Raw genomic sequence first — 16020 nt, forward strand, 5'->3', positions numbered from 1 at the left:
CGACTCCTTAAAACAAAACCTGAACAAAGCTATCTGTTCTAGTTGTGTTCTGCAAGCCCGTCAGTCCAGCGGAACATAGCGGCACGGCTCGCCCGCAGCCGCTGGCGGCGCCTGCGGCGCGCGCATCAAAAGGCCCTGGGCATGGGCGTAGATGGACAGCAGCGAGGAGTCCTGGCGCGGCAGCGGCGTGACTGTCGCGATGCCGTCGTCGTCGATCACGACGACCGAGCGGACGAAATCCGTCCGCTCGCCGTTTTCCGGCACTGCCGCGCCGAGGACGCCATGTCGGTAAAGCGGGCGCACGGGCCGTCCGGCGAGCCGGGAGACCAGCGGCACGAGGAACAGCATCGCCGCGACCATCGAGGAAGCCGGGTTGCCTGGCAGGCCGACGATGCGCGTGTCGTGCAGGCGCCCCGCCATCAGTGGCTTGCCTGGCCGCATCGCGACCTTCCAGAAATCCAGCGCGACGCCGCGCTCGGCGAAGACCGCGCCGACGAGATCGTGGTCGCCCACCGACGCGCCGCCGATCGTGACGAAGATGTCGGCCCCCTCCGCCAGCGCCTTATCGAGACGCGCGGCGATCGCTGTCTTGTCATCCGGGGCGATGCCGTAGTCGAGCGCCTCACCTCCCGCCGCCGAGACCATCGCCGCAACGCCGAAGCCGTTGGACGCGACGATCTGGGCGGGTCCGGGGGCGACGCCGGGCAGCACGAGTTCGTCGCCGGTGGCGAGCACCGCGACGCGCGGGCGCTGGCGGACCGTCAGCGTCGGGTGCCCGCCGCTCGCGGCAAGCGCAATCGCGCCCGGCGACAGCAGGCAACCGCCCGGCAGCAGCGTGTCCCCCTCGCCAAAGTCGATGCCGGCGAACCGGACGTGCTGCCGCTCGGACACCGTCGCGCCGGGCAGGATTCGGCCCGCCCCGTCGACCGTGGCGTCTTCCTGGATGAGGATCGCGTCGGCGCCTTCCGGAACCGGGGCGCCGGTGAAAATCCGGACCGTCTCCCCGGCGCCGGCCGTGCCGCCGAAAGCGCGACCAGCGGCGGCTTCGCCGATGAGGCGGAGCGGCGTTGGCCCAGCGGCGAGATCGGCCGACCGCACGGCATAGCCGTCCATGGCCGAGGCATCGAAGGACGGTTGAGTGCGGCGCGCGACGATGTCGCTGGCGAGCACCCGTCCCGCCGCCTCGCTCAGCGTCAACTCCTCCGTCCGAGCGATGGGTGCGGCGTCCTGCAGGATCAGCCGATAGGCCGCATCGACGGAGATGAGGCTCATGGCCCCGTGGCCACCCAGTCGCCGGATCGGCCGCCGGACTTCGACAGGAGCCGGATACCGGTCAGTGCCATCGAGCGGTCCACCGCCTTGGCCATGTCGTAGATCGTCAGGCACGCGATCGAGACGGCGGTCAGCGCCTCCATCTCGACGCCGGTGCGGCCGCCGACCCGAACAGTCGCGGTCACGCGAAGGCCGGGAAGCGCCGGCTCAGCCTCGATCTCAACCGCGACCTTGTCGATCAGCAGCGGATGGCAGAGCGGAATCAGCTCGTGCGTCCGCTTGGCGGCCATGATCCCGGCGATCCGGGCGACGGCGATCACGTCGCCCTTCTTCGCCTGGCCGGAAAGGATCAGTTCGAGCGTCGCCGGCTCCATGAGCACCAGGCCCTCGGCCACGGCGACCCGAACCGTGGCCTCCTTGTCGCCGACATCGACCATCGCGGCCGCGCCGGAGGCGTCGAGATGGGTGAGGCGGGGCTCCTCGCTCACGCGGCGCCCTCCGCGATACGCGGTTTGCCGAGCAAGGCGCGCGTCGCAGCCTCCACGTCGTGCTGGCGCATCAGGCTTTCGCCGACGAGGAACGTCCGGATGCCGTGATCGGCAAGGCGCAGGCAGTCGGCATGGGTGAAGATGCCGCTCTCACCGACGAGGATGCGATCGTCCGGCACCAGCCGCGCCAGTCGCTCGGCGGTGTCGAGGCTCGTCTCGAAGGTCCGCAGATTACGATTGTTGACGCCGATGAGCGGCGAGCGGAGCCGCAGCGCGCGTTCGGTCTCGTCCTCGTCATGCACCTCGACAAGGACGTCGAGCCCGTAGGCCTCGGCTGCAGCCTCGAGATCGGCGGCCAGCGAATCGTCCACCGCGGACATGATGATCAGGATCGCGTCGGCGCCCCAGGCTCGTGCCTCCGCCACCTGGTAGGTGTCGTGCATGAAGTCCTTGCGCAGCGCCGGAAGCGTCGTCGCCGCACGCGCCGCGGTCAGGAACTCCGGGGCGCCCTGAAAGGAAGGAGCATCGGTGAGGACGCTGAGACAGGCCGCGCCGGCCCGCTCGTAGGCGACGGCGAGGGCAGGCGGGTCGAAATCCTCACGGATCAGCCCCTTTGACGGGCTCGCCTTCTTCACCTCGGCGATCAGCGCCAGATCGCCGCCGGCGAGCTTCTGCCGGATGGCGTCGACGAAGCCGCGCGGTGGATCGGCCCGTGCCGCCGCCGCTTCGATCTCGGCGAGCGGATGCGCGCGCTTGGCCGCTTCGATCTCGTCGCGTTTGTAGATCTCGATCTCCCGCAGGATGTCGCTCATGGCGTAGCTCCGGCAAAACCCTTCGTGACGGCGACCAGCCGGTCGAGCGCGGCGCGGGCGCGGCCGCTGTCGATCGCGTCGGCCGCGGCGGCGACGCCGGAAAGAAGATCCTCCGCGGCGCCGGCCATGACCAGGGCACCGGCGCTGTTGAGGAGTACGATGTCCCGGTAGGCGCCGTGCGTCCCGTCGAGCACGGCCAGGAGCGAAGCCGCGTTGGCCTCGGCATCGCCGCCCCGCACGTCGGCGATCGTCCAGCGACGCAGTCCTACATCCTCGGGCTCGATGCTGAAGGTGGTGATCGCGCCATTGCTCAGGGCCGCGACGTCGGTACGGCCTGTGACCGTCATCTCGTCGAGCCCGTCGCCGTGCACGACCCAGGCCGACTCGGCGCCAAGCGCCTGCAGCGTCTCGGCGAGCGGCATCAGCCATTCCGGGGCGAAGACGCCGAGCAGGAGTTTCCTGACGCCCGCCGGGTTGGACATCGGCCCGAGCAGGTTGAAGATCGTCCGCGTGCCGAGCTCCACCCGGCTTGGCCCGACGAAGCGCATGGCGGCATGATGCGTCGGCGCGAACATGAAGCCGATGCCGGCTTCCGCAATCGTCCGGGAGATCGCCTCCGGCCGCAACTCGACATTGACGCCGAGTGCCGTGAGGACATCGGCGGCGCCGGATCGCGACGACAGCGCGCGATTGCCGTGCTTGGCGACAACGAGGCCGCAGCCGGCCAGGACGAAGGCCGAGCAGGTGGAGACATTGACGGTCCCGGCCTGGTCGCCACCGGTGCCGACGATGTCGATGGCGCCTTCCGGTGCCGTGACCTTGAGCATGTTGGCACGCATCACCGACACGGCGCCGGCCATCTCGTCGACGGTCTCGCCGCGCACCCTGAGCGCCATCAGGAACCCGCCGATCTGCGCCGGCGTCGCCTCGCCGGCCATCATCACGCCGAAGGCCGCCTCGGCTTCCTCCCGGTCGAGGGATGCGCCGGTCGCGACCTTGGCGAGAAAGGGTTTGAGGGTTGGGCTCACCGCAGCATGGCCTTGGCGTTCTCGATGCCGGCCGCGTTGATGCTCACCGGATAGGCGTTCTGGAGGAGGGTCACGTAGCTCTGAAGCAGATCGTCCTGGAGCATCGTCGCCATCTGCTGGCGTTCGCTTGCCGCAACGTTCGCCGCCGGGTCGGCAGGCGGCGCCACTTCCGTCACACGCAGCAGCAGCTGGGTCCCGGGCGTCGAACCGGGCGCCGTAGCGACGGTGCCGTTGCCGCCGCCGAAGGCTGCCGCCACCGCCGCCTGTCCCAGTTCCGCGACGCCGGACTGGCGCGAGATCGACTGTGCAGTCTGCTTGGGAACGCCCACTTCCGCGGCGATCGCGTCGAGATCGCCACCGGCATCGAGTTCCGCGCGCAGCGCCACGATGCGTTCGGCGAGGAGACGCTGGGTCTCCGCGGCCTTCCAGTCCGCAACGACCCGGTCGCGAACCTCGTCGAGGCTGCGGTCGCCGGCCGGGGTGATGCTGAGCAGGTCATAGAAGACGTAGCTGTTCGAGCCGAAATTGATCGGAACGTTGTCGAGGCCGGGCTCGGTATCAAACACGCCGGTCAGCAGTTCCTGTTCGGCGGGAAGGTCCGCGATCGGCGTTTCGGTGCGATCGTTGCCCTGGCGGTCGGCAGCCTCGACGGTCACGACGGTGATCCCGGCGCCGCGGGCGGCTTCCTCGAAGTCGGCGCCACCGGCGCGGGCATCCTCGAAGGCGTTGTAGGCCGCTGCCGCGGCGTCATTGGCCGCGACCAGCGCCAGTTCGTTGCGAACCTCCTCCGACACCTCTTCCATCGGGCGAGCACCCTCCGGCTGGATTTCCGTCACCCGCAGGAGCACGGGGCCGAAGCGCCCGTCGACGACCGCGGAGGTCTCGCCCTCGGCCAGCGCGAAGGTGGCATCGGCAAGCGCCTGGTCCGGGATCGCGCTGCGGGCCACCATGCCGAGGTCGACGATGCTGCGCCCGGCCTGCTCGGCTGCCGCCTCGAACGTCGAGCCGGCATCGAGCTGTGCCTGCGCGGCATCTGCCGCGGCGCGGTCCGGGAACACGATTTGCTGGACGCGGCGCTGTTCCGGGGTGATGTAGTTTTCCCGGTGGGTTTCGTAATCGGCGGCGATCTGTTCGTCGGTGACAGTCGACGGATCGCTGAGGGCTTCGGGCGTCAGCAGCGCATAGGCGAAGGACCTATATTCCGGCGCTGCGTAGTTCGCCTTGTTCTCCTCGAAATAGGTTGCGAGGACGTCGTCGGACGGATCGGCGACGGGCGGGACAATAGACGGCGTCAGGGTCACATACTCGACCGTACGACGTTCGCCATTGTAGAGGCCGAGGGCCGTCGCGAAAGTGGCCGGCGTGTCGACACCCTCGGCGATCGCATCGATGATCTGCGTGCGCACCGCCTCGTCGGCCTTGGTGCGGATGTAGTCCTGCTCGCTCATCCCGGCATTGGCGAGGATGTTGCGGAAGGCATTGCGGGAGAAATTGCCGGACGCGTCGTGGAAGCTCGAATCCTCGGCGATCAGCCGGGCGAGCTGATCCTCAGACAGGCCGAGGCGGAGATTGCGGCCCTGCTCGTCGAGAACCGCCCCGGCAACCAGCTGGCCGATGACACCCTGGTCGATGCCGAACATCTGCGCTTCCTCGGCCGTCGGCTGCCGCCCGATCTGCTGCGCCAGGCGCTGCGAGGCGCGGCTGTAGGCGAGCGCGTAATCCTGCAGCGACACTTCGGTGTCGCCGGCGCTGGCGACGGTCGTCGCGTTGCCGGTCTGGAAGGCGTCGCCGATGCCCCAGACGGCGAAGCTGAGCACCAGGAGACCCAGCAGGATCTTCGCGGTCCAGCCCTTGACGCTGTCGCGGAGGGTATTGAGCATTCCGGTCTCCCGTGCAGGCCGGCAATCGTCGCCGTTGCGGCGAGATCGAACCGGTCCAGTCCCTTGGACGCCTTCTTAGGAAAGACGGTGGGCCCAGCGCAAGCAGCCCTCCGGATTTGATTTAGCATGGCCGGCCCGTTACGTCCGCGCTGGCGCACTCTGGGAGGAACAGCCGATGACGCGACCGAAGCCATTGATTGCCGGCAACTGGAAGATGAACGGGACTTTGGCATCGCTGCCGGAGCTCGCCGAGATCGCCGCGGCGGTGCGCGAAGGGGCCGGGGAGGGCCTCGACCTGCTGATCTGCCCGCCGGCCACGATCCTTTCCGCCAGCCACGGCCTCCTCGGTGAGGCCGTCGCCGTCGGCGGCCAGGATTGCCATGAAGCCGCATCCGGCGCTCACACCGGCGACATCTCCGCTGCCATGCTGGCGGATGTCGGCGCACGCTACGTCATCGTCGGGCATTCCGAGCGCCGCGCCGATCACGGCGAGAGCGATTCCATCGTCCGCGCCAAGGTCGAGGCGGCATGGGCGGCGGGCCTCGTCGCCATCGTCTGCGTCGGCGAGACCGAAGCCCAGCGCGAAGCCGGGGACACGCTCGATGTCCTTGGCGTGCAGCTGGCCGGTTCGCTCCCGGACGCTGTGCAGGCCGCGACCACCGTCGTCGCCTACGAGCCGGTCTGGGCGATCGGCACGGGTCGAACACCCACCGTCGACGACGTGCGCGAGGTGCACGATTTCATCCGCAACACCCTCGTCGATCGCTTCGGCGACGCGGTCGCGGGCGGAGTCCGAATCCTCTATGGCGGCTCGGTCAAACCCTCGAATGCTGCCGAGCTTCTGGGCGTCGACAACGTCGACGGCGCACTCGTCGGTGGCGCCAGCTTGAAGGCCGCGGACTTCGTCGCGATATGCAGGGCGCGTGCCGCTTCCTGAGTGGCGCGCGGAGAGCGCTTACCGAATCCGGTTGGAAAGCTGACCAAGCTTCTATAGAAGGCGCCCAACTCCCGAAAATACGCGTTGCGAAAGTCCAATGGAAACAATTCTCATCATCATCCACTTGGTGATCGTCATCGCGCTCGTGATCGTGGTCCTGCTACAGCGTTCCGAGGGCGGCGCCCTCGGCATCGGCGGCGGTGGCGGCGGCATGATGACGGCGCGCGGCGCGGCCAGTGCGCTGACGCGGCTGACGGCCATCCTCGCCGCGGGCTTCTTCATCACGTCGCTCTCGCTCGGCCTGCTTGCTCGCTACGGCGCCCAGCCTACCGACATTCTCGACCGGTTGCCGGTCAACCAGGGCAGCACGACCAATGACGGCGACCAGGGCGGCAGCCTGCTCGACCAGCTCGGCGGCCTGCCGGCGGAAGACGGTGCGGCGGTCGAGGGCGATCAGCCGCTCACGGTTCCGAACGGGGTGACCCCGCCGGCCGCGATGCAGTCCGCGCCCAGCGATTCGGCTCCGGTGACGGACGCACCCGAAGCGACGGCGCCCGAGGCACCAGCCTCGGCCGTCGAGCCGCAGAACGCTCCCCTCGATGTTCCCGATGCCGACGGCACCGCGGAGCCGGTCGGACAGATCCCGGCCAATCCGGGCGAGAGCGCCCCGAACGCAGCAGACGAGCCGACCGTCCCGCCGGTGGAAGCGCCGTTGGCAGACACCGGGGCCCCGGTGACCGGCACCACGACCGGCACGAACCAGCAGTAGACCAGACACTTAATCCGCATGATCGCAGCGGCGGGACGCCTCAGGCGTCCCGCCGAATTTCGTTGGCGATCAAAAACGACTGGCAGAATCTCCCTCGTGGGGTTATCGGGAAGGCCCATGGCGCGATATATTTTCATTACCGGCGGCGTGGTCTCCTCTCTTGGCAAGGGTATTGCCTCGGCGGCCCTCGGCGCATTGCTTCAGGCGCGGGGCTATCGGGTCCGTCTGCGCAAGCTCGATCCGTATCTCAACGTCGATCCGGGCACGATGAGCCCGACCCAGCACGGCGAGGTGTTCGTCACCGACGACGGGGCGGAGACCGATCTCGATCTCGGCCACTACGAGCGTTTCACCGGGCGGTCCGCCAACCGGATGGACAACATCACCACCGGCCGGATCTACCAGGAGATCATCGCCAAGGAGCGCCGCGGGGACTATCTCGGCGCCACGGTCCAGGTGATCCCGCACGTCACCGATGCGATCAAGGCCTTCGTCCTCGACGGCAACGAGGAGTTCGATTTCGTCCTCTGCGAGATCGGCGGCACTGTCGGCGACATCGAGGCGATGCCGTTTCTCGAGGCGATCCGGCAGCTTGGCAACGACCTGCCGCGCGGCGGCGCTGTGTACATTCATCTCACGTTGATGCCGTACATCCCGACGGCCGGTGAGCTGAAGACCAAGCCGACCCAGCATTCGGTGCGCGAACTGCGTGCCATCGGCATCCAGCCGGACATCCTGCTGGTGCGCGCCGACCGGCCGGTTCCGGCCGAAGAACGCCGCAAGATGAGCCTGTTCTGCAACGTCAGGGAGACTGCCGTCATCCAGGCGCTGGACGTCGCCACGATCTACGACGTGCCGATCGCCTACCACAACGAAGGCCTCGACACAGAGGTGCTGGCTGCCTTCGGCATCGACCCGGCGCCGAAGCCGAAGCTGCAGCTCTGGCAGCAGGTCGTCGAAGGCATCCGCAGCCCCGAGGGCGAGGTGACCATTGCGGTTGTCGGCAAGTACACCGGCCTCAAGGACGCCTACAAATCCCTGATCGAGGCGCTGCAGCACGGCGGCATCGCCAACAAGGTGCGGGTCAAGCTCGACTGGATCGAGTCGGAGGTCTTCGAGGAAGAGGATCCCGCACCCTATCTGGAGCGGGTCCACGGCATTCTGGTGCCCGGCGGATTCGGCGAACGCGGTGCCGAGGGCAAGATCCTCGCCGCCGGCTTCGCCAGAGAGCGCAAGGTGCCGTATTTCGGCATCTGCTTCGGCATGCAGATGGCGGTGATCGAGGCGGCGCGCTCGCTGGCCGGCATCAAGGAGGCCGGCTCCACCGAGTTCGGGCCGACGAAGGAGCCGGTGGTCGGGCTGATGACCGAATGGCTGAAGGGCAACGAGCTCGAGCAGCGCGCCGAACGCGGCGATCTCGGCGGCACGATGCGGCTCGGCGCCTACAAGGCAGAGCTCAAGGCCGGGTCGAAGATCGCCGAGATCTACGGCACGACCGAGATCGAGGAACGTCACCGCCATCGCTACGAGGTCAACCGCTCCTATCGGGATGTGCTGGAAGCGGCCGGGATGGACTTCGCCGGCATGTCGCCGGACGGGCTGCTGCCGGAGACGATCGAGCTCGCCGACCATCCCTGGTTCGTCGGCGTCCAGTATCATCCGGAGCTGAAGTCGCGGCCTTTCGATCCGCACCCGCTCTTCGCCAGCTTCATCGCGGCGGCGCTGGAGCAGAGCCGCCTGGTCTGATCACCGGCGTCGGGCGAGGCGGCCCGGCGGTGTCGGCGGTTGCTTTGGGCGGATCTGGTCAAGCCTTCGCAGATGCATAGGACCAAGCCATGCGACCCCTCGACCATGTCGTCCTGCCGTTCCCTGACCTGCCGTCGGCCCGAGCCCGTCTCGAGAGCCTCGGCTTCCAGGTGGCGCCGGATGCGGTGCACCCGTTCGGCACCGGCAATGCCTGCGTGTTCTTCGCCGACGGCGCCTATCTGGAGCCGCTGGCGGTCGTCGACCACGCTGCCTATGGCGATGCGCTGGGCCAGGGAAATCTCTTCGTCGGGCACGATGCGGCTTTCCGCAGCGCCAATGCGCTGCCGGCCTTCTCGGGCCTTGCACTCCGCTCGGACGATGCGCTGGTGGATCGCGAGACACTGGCCGAGCACGGGTTGGGCGAGGACGGCGTCGTGGCGTTCTCCCGCGATCTCGTCTCTGCCGACGGCACCAGCGCGACCTTGTCCTTCCGCCTGACATTCGCGCGCTCGCCCGCCGACTTTGGTGCGACGCTGTTCTTCTGCCAGAAGCTGCATCGCACGGCGCCGGACCGCACCGCGCTGACCCGTCACACGAACGGCGCCAACGGCCTTTCGCGAATCGTGCTGGTTGGCGATGTCTCGCTCGCCACCCGCCTTTTGCTGGAGTCCGCGTGCGACGAGCCGCTGGTCGCAGACGGCGCCGAGGGCCAGCGTTTGCCTCTGGCCGGATCGGTGCTCGAAATCATCACCGACGACATTGCCGCCGAGCGCTACGGCTTTGCCCGGGACGGCCGACGCGGCCTGGTCATCGCCGGTATTGTCCTTTCGGTCACAGATCTCGCTGCGACCAGCACCGCGGTCCGCGACGCCGGCGCGTGGCGTCAGTCGAACCGGCTGACCGTAGCGCTCGCCGCCGCCGGCACTGCCTTCATCGCCTTCGAGGAAAGCCTTCCATGACCGTCACCAATACGAGCGTCGCCGCCGGACAGGCGGTCTTCGATAACAGCCGCCCCTTCGCGCTGATCGCCGGCCCCTGCCAGATGGAGAGCCGCGACCATGCGATGATGATCGCCGAGCGGATGAAGCGGATCACCGAGGATCTCGGCATCGGCTTCGTCTTCAAGGCAAGCTTCGATAAAGCCAACCGCACCAGCCTCTCCGGCAGGCGCGGCATCGGCCTCTCCGCCGCGCTGCCGGTGTTCGAGGAGATCGCCCGGACCTTCGGCCTGCCGGTACTGACCGACGTCCACACCGAGGAGCAGTGCCGCGAGGCGGCGGTGATCTGCGACATCCTGCAGATTCCCGCCTTCCTCTGCCGCCAGACCGATCTCTTGATCGCCGCGGCCGAGACCGGCCGGGTGGTCAACATCAAGAAGGGCCAGTTCCTCGCGCCGTGGGACATGAAGAACGTTCTCGCCAAGGTGACCGAGAGCGGCAATGCCAACGTGCTCTTGACCGAGCGCGGCGTCTCCTTCGGCTACAACACGCTGGTCTCGGACTTCCGCGCACTGCCGATCATGGCGGAGACCGGCGCGCCGATCGTCTTCGACGCGACGCATTCGGTCCAGCAGCCGGGCGGGCAGGGCGGCTCCTCGGGCGGCGAACGCCGCTTCGTCGAGACGCTGTCGCGCGCCGCCGTCGCCGTCGGCGTCGCCGGGCTGTTCATCGAGACCCACGACGACCCCGACCACGCGCCGTCGGACGGGCCCAACATGGTGCCGCTCGACCGCATGCCGGAGCTGCTGAAGCGCCTGCAGGCGCTGGACGCGGTGACGAAGGGGTTTGGGTGAGGGTGCGAGAGCTGGCGATCTGAGGCTGACCATGTTTGGTCGTGCTGCGTTGAACGGAAAGGCGTTGACACCCACCGTCCGTCATCCTCGGGCCCCGTCCCGAGGATCCAGACTCCACGCCGGGTGAGTTGTGGCTACGACCGTCTTTCGGGCCTTCGACTCGTCCAGTCACGCCACGAGGGTCACCGCCGCTCTGGATCCTCGGGACGGGGGCCCAAGGATGACGACCGCGTAAGTAATGCGTCCGCATCCCCTGCTATCCAGCCTCGCCGTCATGCACTAGAACCCCCTCGAACCATTCGTTCGTCACGACAGGGGTACCCATGACCGCCATTATCGACATCATCGGACGCGAAATTCTCGACAGCCGGGGCAACCCGACGGTGGAGGTCGACGTCATCCTGGAAGACGGGTCGATGGGCCGCGCCGCGGTTCCGTCGGGCGCCTCGACCGGCGCCCATGAGGCGGTCGAGCTGCGGGATGGCGGGTCGCGCTATCTCGGCAAGGGCGTCGAGAAGGCCGTCGCCGGGATCAACGGCGAGATCCTCGAAGCTCTCGGCGGCTACGAGGCCGAGGACCAGCTGCGGATCGACACGGTGCTCCGCGCGCTCGACGGTACGGCGAACAAGAGCCGCCTCGGCGCCAATGCCATTCTGGGCGTCTCGCTCGCCGTCGCCAAGGCCGGCGCGGAGGCCTGTGTCCTGCCGTTCTACCGCTATGTCGGCGGGCCCTCGGCGCATGTCCTGCCGGTGCCGATGATGAACATCATCAATGGCGGCGCACATGCCGACAACCCGATCGACTTCCAGGAATTCATGATCATGCCGGTCGGCGCCGAGCGCTTCTCGGACGCGCTGCGCATGGGCGCGGAGGTCTTCCACACGCTGAAGACGATGCTGAAGGCGGCCGGGCACAACACCAATGTCGGCGACGAGGGCGGCTTCGCGCCGAATCTCGGCTCGGCGAAGGAAGCGCTCGACTTCGTCATGCAGGCGATCGGGAAGGCCGGCTACAAGGCCGGCGAGGACATCTTCCTGGCGCTCGATCCGGCATCGACCGAATTCTTCAAGGACGGCGTCTACGACCTGGCGGGAGAGGGTCGCAAGCTTTCCCCGAACGACATGGCGGCCTATTACGGCGAGCTGGCAGCATCCTATCCGATCATCTCGATCGAGGACGGCATGGCCGAGGACGACTGGGCCGGCTGGAAGACGCTCACCGACCAGATCGGCGGCACGGTGCAACTCGTCGGCGACGACCTCTTCGTGACGAATTCCGAGCGCCTGCGGGAAGGCATCGCCAAGGGCGTCGCCAACTCGATCCTCGTCAAGGTCAACCAGATCGGCACGCTGTCCGAGACGCTCGATGCCGTTTCCGTCGCGCACCGTGCCGGCTACACGGCGGTGATGTCGCACCGCTCTGGCGAGACCGAGGATTCGACCATCGCCGATCTCGCCGTCGCGACCAACTGCGGGCAGATCAAGACCGGCTCGCTCGCCCGCTCCGACCGGCTGGCCAAGTACAACCAGCTCCTTCGAATCGAAGCCGAGCTCGGCGACCAGGCCGTCTATGCCGGCCGGGCGATCCTGCGCGGCTAAGACTGTTGTGTCCGCGGCGTCGTCAACCGAGCGACGCCGCACACCTTGTCGGATCGGGCGTGGTTTACGCGCTCTTAATCCCGGTCGTGACAGTGTCGGGCTCCCGGAGGGCCCGATGCGCACGATTCAGAAACGACCCACCCAGATCGGACGCTTGATCGTTCCCGCGATCACGGCCAGCTTCCTCGCCTATTTTGCGATTCACGCCCAGAGCGGCAAATACGGGCTTGAGGCACGGGCCTCGCTGACGCGCGAGCTGGCGGTGCGCACGGCGCATCTCGACGAGCTGACCCGCGAGCGCGAGGCGCTGGAACGACGGGTGCAGCTGCTGCATGACGGGACGCTGGAACGCGACATGATCGACGAACGCGCGCGTCGCAGCCTCAACGTGGCGATGGAGGACGAAATCGTCATCCTGCGCGACGATTTCCGCTAACCTGCGACGACGACTACGAAAAATATCATAACCGCAAAACGGTTAAATTGCTGCTCCGCACCAGATTAACTGAATACGGATTAAAATGCGGTCATCACGACCGAAACGCCGCTCGTTCGCTTGATGGGGGCGCGGCGGTCACTATACTCTCGGCAAGAATTTGGGGCCGCCTGTCGGCCGATCAAGACCCGGAGCACCCATGGCGACCAGGCAGAACAAGTCACCCGCCCCCGGCGGGGCAACGCAGGGCGCCGGTACGACGGCGGCCGACACGCCGGAATCGTCGACCGGCATCGTCGCCACGCTGGAGCAATACGTTCCGCCACAGCCGGTCGAGTTCTCCCGCGAGGCCGAACTGCAGGCCTATCGCGACATGCTGCTGATCCGCCGCTTCGAGGAAAAGGCCGGCCAGCTCTACGGCATGGGCTTCATCGGCGGCTTCTGCCATCTCTATATCGGCCAGGAGGCCGTCGTCGTCGGCATGCAGATGGCGATGAAGGAAGGTGATCAGGTCATCACCGGCTATCGCGACCATGGCCACATGCTCGCCACCGGCATGGAAGCCCGCGGCGTGATGGCCGAACTCACCGGCCGCCGCTCGGGTTACTCCAAGGGCAAGGGCGGCTCGATGCACATGTTCTCGAAAGAGAAGAAGTTCTACGGCGGCCACGGCATCGTCGGCGCCCAGGTGCCGATCGGCACCGGCCTTGCCTTCGCCAACCGCTACAACGGCAACGATTCGATCTCGATCACCTATTTCGGCGACGGGGCCTCCAACCAGGGTCAGGTCTACGAGAGCTTCAACATGGCCTCGCTGTGGAAGCTGCCGGTGGTCTACGTCATCGAGAACAACCGCTACGCCATGGGCACCTCGGTCAGCCGCGCCTCGGCGGAGACGAATTTCGCCCATCGCGGCCTCTCCTTCAAAATTCCCGGCATCCAGGTCGACGGCATGGACGTGCGGGCGGTGAAGGCTGCCGGCGATCTCGCCGCCGAACATTGCCGCAAGGGCGACGGCCCGATCATCCTCGAGATGATGACCTATCGCTATCGCGGCCACTCGATGTCGGATCCGGCCAAGTATCGTACCCGCGACGAAGTGCAGAAGATGCGCGCCGAATCGGACCCGATCGAGCAGGTGAAGCAGCGGCTTCTCGGGCCGCACGGCCTGAGCGAGGACGAGGTCAAGGCGATCGACAAGGACGTGCGCGAGATCGTCGCCGATGCGGCCGACTTCGCCCAGAACGATCCCGAGCCCGACGTGTCCGAGCTATGGACGGATATCTACGCGGACGCCGTTCCGCAGGCGGCCGAGTAAGGGGACGACCATGGCGACCGAAATTCTGATGCCCGCCCTTTCTCCGACGATGGAGGAAGGCACGCTGGCCAAGTGGCTGAAGCAGGAAGGCGACACTGTCGCCGCCGGTGACGTCATCGCCGAGATCGAGACCGACAAGGCGACGATGGAAGTCGAGGCGGTCGACGAGGGGACGCTCGGCAGGATCCTGGTCCAGGCCGGCACCGAGGGCGTGAAGGTGAACACCCCGATCGCGATGCTGCTCGCCGAGGGCGAGGACGCCAGTGCCCTCGCCAAGGAAGCCGCTCCGGCACCGAAGCCGGCCGCCGAGCCGAAGGCCGAGGCGCCAGCTGCCGACACGCAGGATGAAAAGCCCGCCGCCGACCGCAAGGTGCCGGCCGAGGGCATGAAGCACCCCGAGCCGGCCGATCCAGACGGCGACATGGGTCCGGAAGTGCCGGAAGGCACCGAGATGGTGTCGACGACGGTCCGCGAAGCGCTGCGCGATGCGATGGCCGAAGAACTCCGCCGCGACGAGACGGTCTTCGTCATGGGCGAGGAAGTTGCCGAGTACCAGGGCGCCTACAAGATCACGCAAGGGCTGCTGGAAGAGTTCGGCGCCCGCCGCGTGGTCGACACGCCGATCACCGAGCACGGCTTTGCCGGCCTCGGCGTCGGTGCGGCGTTCGCGGGTCTCAAGCCCATTGTCGAGTTCATGACCTTCAACTTCGCCATGCAGGCGATCGACCAGATCGTCAATTCGGCGGCGAAGACGCTCTACATGGCCGGCGGCCAGATGGGCTGCCCGATCGTGTTCCGCGGGCCGAACGGCGCCGCCGCGCGCGTCGGCGCGCAGCACAGCCAGGATTATTCCGCCTGGTACAGCCACATCCCGGGGCTGAAGGTTGTGCAACCGTTTTCGGCGGCCGACGCCAAGGGCCTGCTGAAGTCGGCGATCCGCGATCCGAACCCGGTTGTCTTCCTCGAGAACGAGATCCTCTACGGCCACGCCTTCGACGTGCCGAAGCTCGACGACTGGACGGTGCCGATCGGCAAGGCGCGCATCCACCGCAAGGGCAAGGATTGCACCATCGTTTCCTTCAGCATCGGCATGACCTACGCGATCAAGGCTGCCGAGGAACTCGCCAAGGAGGGCATCGAGGTCGAGATCATCGACCTGCGCACGATCCGGCCGCTCGACATGGACACGGTCGTCCGCTCGGTGATGAAGACCAATCGCTGCGTCACGGTCGAGGAAGGCTTCCCGCAGAATTCCGTCGGCGGCCATATCGCCTCGGAACTGATGGTCCGGGCCTTCGATCATCTCGACGCGCCGGTGCTCAAGGTGAGCGGCAAGGACGTCCCGATGCCTTATGCCGCCAATCTCGAGAAGCTGGCGCTGCCATCGGTCAAGGAAGTGATCGATGCGGTCAAGGCGGTCTGCTACCGGGATTGAGGCGATGGCCGCTGAAGCCGCCCACGACGACCGGCAGCCGCCCGAGGAGGGCGGCACGCTCGTGCTGACACGCACGGTCGACGCCGATCCTCGCTCGGTCTGGGCGTGCCTCACCGAGCCGAACTGCTTCAAGGCCTGGTGGCGCGACAACCTCGAATTCGAGCCGGCGCTTGGCGGCCGTTTCATCGAGCCGTGGACGGACCCGTCAGGGCGCCTGAAGACGACGAAGGCCGAGGTGACGGCGTTTCATCCGCCGAAGGGCTTCGTCATGGTATGGGCCGACGAGGACTGGGACTTCGACACGATCGTCTCGGTCTCCCTTGAGCCTTTGGATGGCGGCACCCGCGTGACCATCGAACACCAGGGCTGGGAGCGAGCGCCGGAACCCGACCGCGCGACGCTCCTGCTCGATCATCGCGACGGCTGGCAGCGGCATCTCGCCGGGCTGGCCACTCACGCGGAAGAACATCACGCCCGGCGCAAGGGCAACCTGCGCAACGGCCACTGAG

14 protein-coding genes and 1 pseudogene are annotated in these 16020 nt (G+C 67.4%); 10 read left to right on the top strand and 5 right to left on the bottom strand.

The genetic code is table 11. From position 1 onward, the window contains the following. Window positions 1-60: 60 nt before the first annotated feature. Genes GTW51_RS15675 through GTW51_RS15695 form a run of 5 tightly spaced genes read right to left on the bottom strand, consistent with a single transcriptional unit; the run spans window position 61 to window position 5480 of the window. Window positions 61-1272: a molybdopterin molybdotransferase MoeA gene (locus GTW51_RS15675; RefSeq protein WP_163044967.1), complete on the bottom strand. Its 1212-nt coding sequence runs from the start codon at window positions 1270-1272 to the stop codon at window positions 61-63. Further along, complete coding sequence (gene moaC, locus GTW51_RS15680; RefSeq protein WP_163044968.1) at window positions 1269-1760, bottom strand: cyclic pyranopterin monophosphate synthase MoaC; 492 nt, start codon at window positions 1758-1760, stop codon at window positions 1269-1271. Before moaC ends, GTW51_RS15675 begins: the two co-directional genes overlap by 4 nt. Then, complete coding sequence (trpC, locus tag GTW51_RS15685) at window positions 1757-2572, bottom strand: indole-3-glycerol phosphate synthase TrpC (protein ID WP_163044969.1); 816 nt, start codon at window positions 2570-2572, stop codon at window positions 1757-1759. The genes moaC and trpC overlap by 4 nt, the downstream gene beginning before the upstream one ends. After that, window positions 2569-3600: an anthranilate phosphoribosyltransferase gene (gene trpD / locus GTW51_RS15690; protein WP_163044970.1), complete on the bottom strand. Its 1032-nt coding sequence runs from the start codon at window positions 3598-3600 to the stop codon at window positions 2569-2571. Before trpD ends, trpC begins: the two co-directional genes overlap by 4 nt. Beyond that, window positions 3597-5480: a peptidylprolyl isomerase gene (locus GTW51_RS15695; RefSeq protein ID WP_163044971.1), complete on the bottom strand. Its 1884-nt coding sequence runs from the start codon at window positions 5478-5480 to the stop codon at window positions 3597-3599. Before GTW51_RS15695 ends, trpD begins: the two co-directional genes overlap by 4 nt. 175 nt (window positions 5481-5655) lie before the next feature. Here GTW51_RS15695 and tpiA point away from each other — a divergent pair, with 175 nt between their 5' ends. From tpiA to GTW51_RS15745, 10 genes and pseudogenes are all read left to right on the top strand, one after another. Then, window positions 5656-6417, top strand: coding sequence for a triose-phosphate isomerase (gene tpiA / locus GTW51_RS15700; protein WP_163044972.1), 762 nt, complete (start codon window positions 5656-5658; stop codon window positions 6415-6417). 97 nt (window positions 6418-6514) lie between these two features. Further along, a pseudogene (secG, locus tag GTW51_RS23990) lies at window positions 6515-6967 on the top strand (preprotein translocase subunit SecG); the annotation flags it as partial. A 336-nt stretch (window positions 6968-7303) separates the two neighbouring features. Then, a complete protein-coding gene (pyrG, locus tag GTW51_RS15710; RefSeq protein ID WP_163044974.1) occupies window positions 7304-8932 on the top strand; it encodes a CTP synthase in 1629 nt (542 codons plus the stop codon). An 89-nt stretch (window positions 8933-9021) separates the two neighbouring features. Continuing rightward, window positions 9022-9891, top strand: a complete 870-nt coding sequence (locus GTW51_RS15715; RefSeq protein WP_163044975.1) for a VOC family protein — start codon at window positions 9022-9024, stop codon at window positions 9889-9891. Continuing rightward, window positions 9888-10724, top strand: coding sequence for a 3-deoxy-8-phosphooctulonate synthase (gene kdsA, locus GTW51_RS15720; protein WP_163044976.1), 837 nt, complete (start codon window positions 9888-9890; stop codon window positions 10722-10724). Before GTW51_RS15715 ends, kdsA begins: the two co-directional genes overlap by 4 nt. 323 nt (window positions 10725-11047) lie before the next feature. Next, the gene (gene eno, locus GTW51_RS15725) at window positions 11048-12322 is read left to right on the top strand and encodes a phosphopyruvate hydratase (RefSeq protein WP_163044977.1); all 1275 of its coding nucleotides are present in this window, start codon (window positions 11048-11050) and stop codon (window positions 12320-12322) included. Window positions 12323-12437: 115 nt separating this feature from the next. Beyond that, on the top strand, window positions 12438-12758 hold the full coding sequence (locus GTW51_RS15730; protein ID WP_163044978.1) for an FtsB family cell division protein: 321 nt from the start codon (window positions 12438-12440) through the stop codon (window positions 12756-12758). Window positions 12759-12957: 199 nt separating this feature from the next. Beyond that, window positions 12958-14076, top strand: coding sequence for a pyruvate dehydrogenase (acetyl-transferring) E1 component subunit alpha (gene pdhA / locus GTW51_RS15735; RefSeq protein ID WP_246233193.1), 1119 nt, complete (start codon window positions 12958-12960; stop codon window positions 14074-14076). Window positions 14077-14086: 10 nt separating this feature from the next. Next, on the top strand, window positions 14087-15511 hold the full coding sequence (locus tag GTW51_RS15740) for a pyruvate dehydrogenase complex E1 component subunit beta (RefSeq protein ID WP_163044979.1): 1425 nt from the start codon (window positions 14087-14089) through the stop codon (window positions 15509-15511). Between the two features lie 4 nt (window positions 15512-15515). Beyond that, window positions 15516-16019 carry an SRPBCC family protein gene (locus GTW51_RS15745; protein WP_163044980.1) on the top strand — a complete coding sequence of 168 codons (504 nt, stop codon included), beginning with the start codon at window positions 15516-15518 and terminating at the stop codon, window positions 16017-16019. The last annotated feature ends 1 nt before the right edge of the window (window position 16020 follow it).

The organism is Aurantimonas aggregata (genome assembly GCF_010500835.1).
GTDB classification, from domain to species: Bacteria; Pseudomonadota; Alphaproteobacteria; order Rhizobiales; family Rhizobiaceae; genus Aurantimonas; species Aurantimonas aggregata.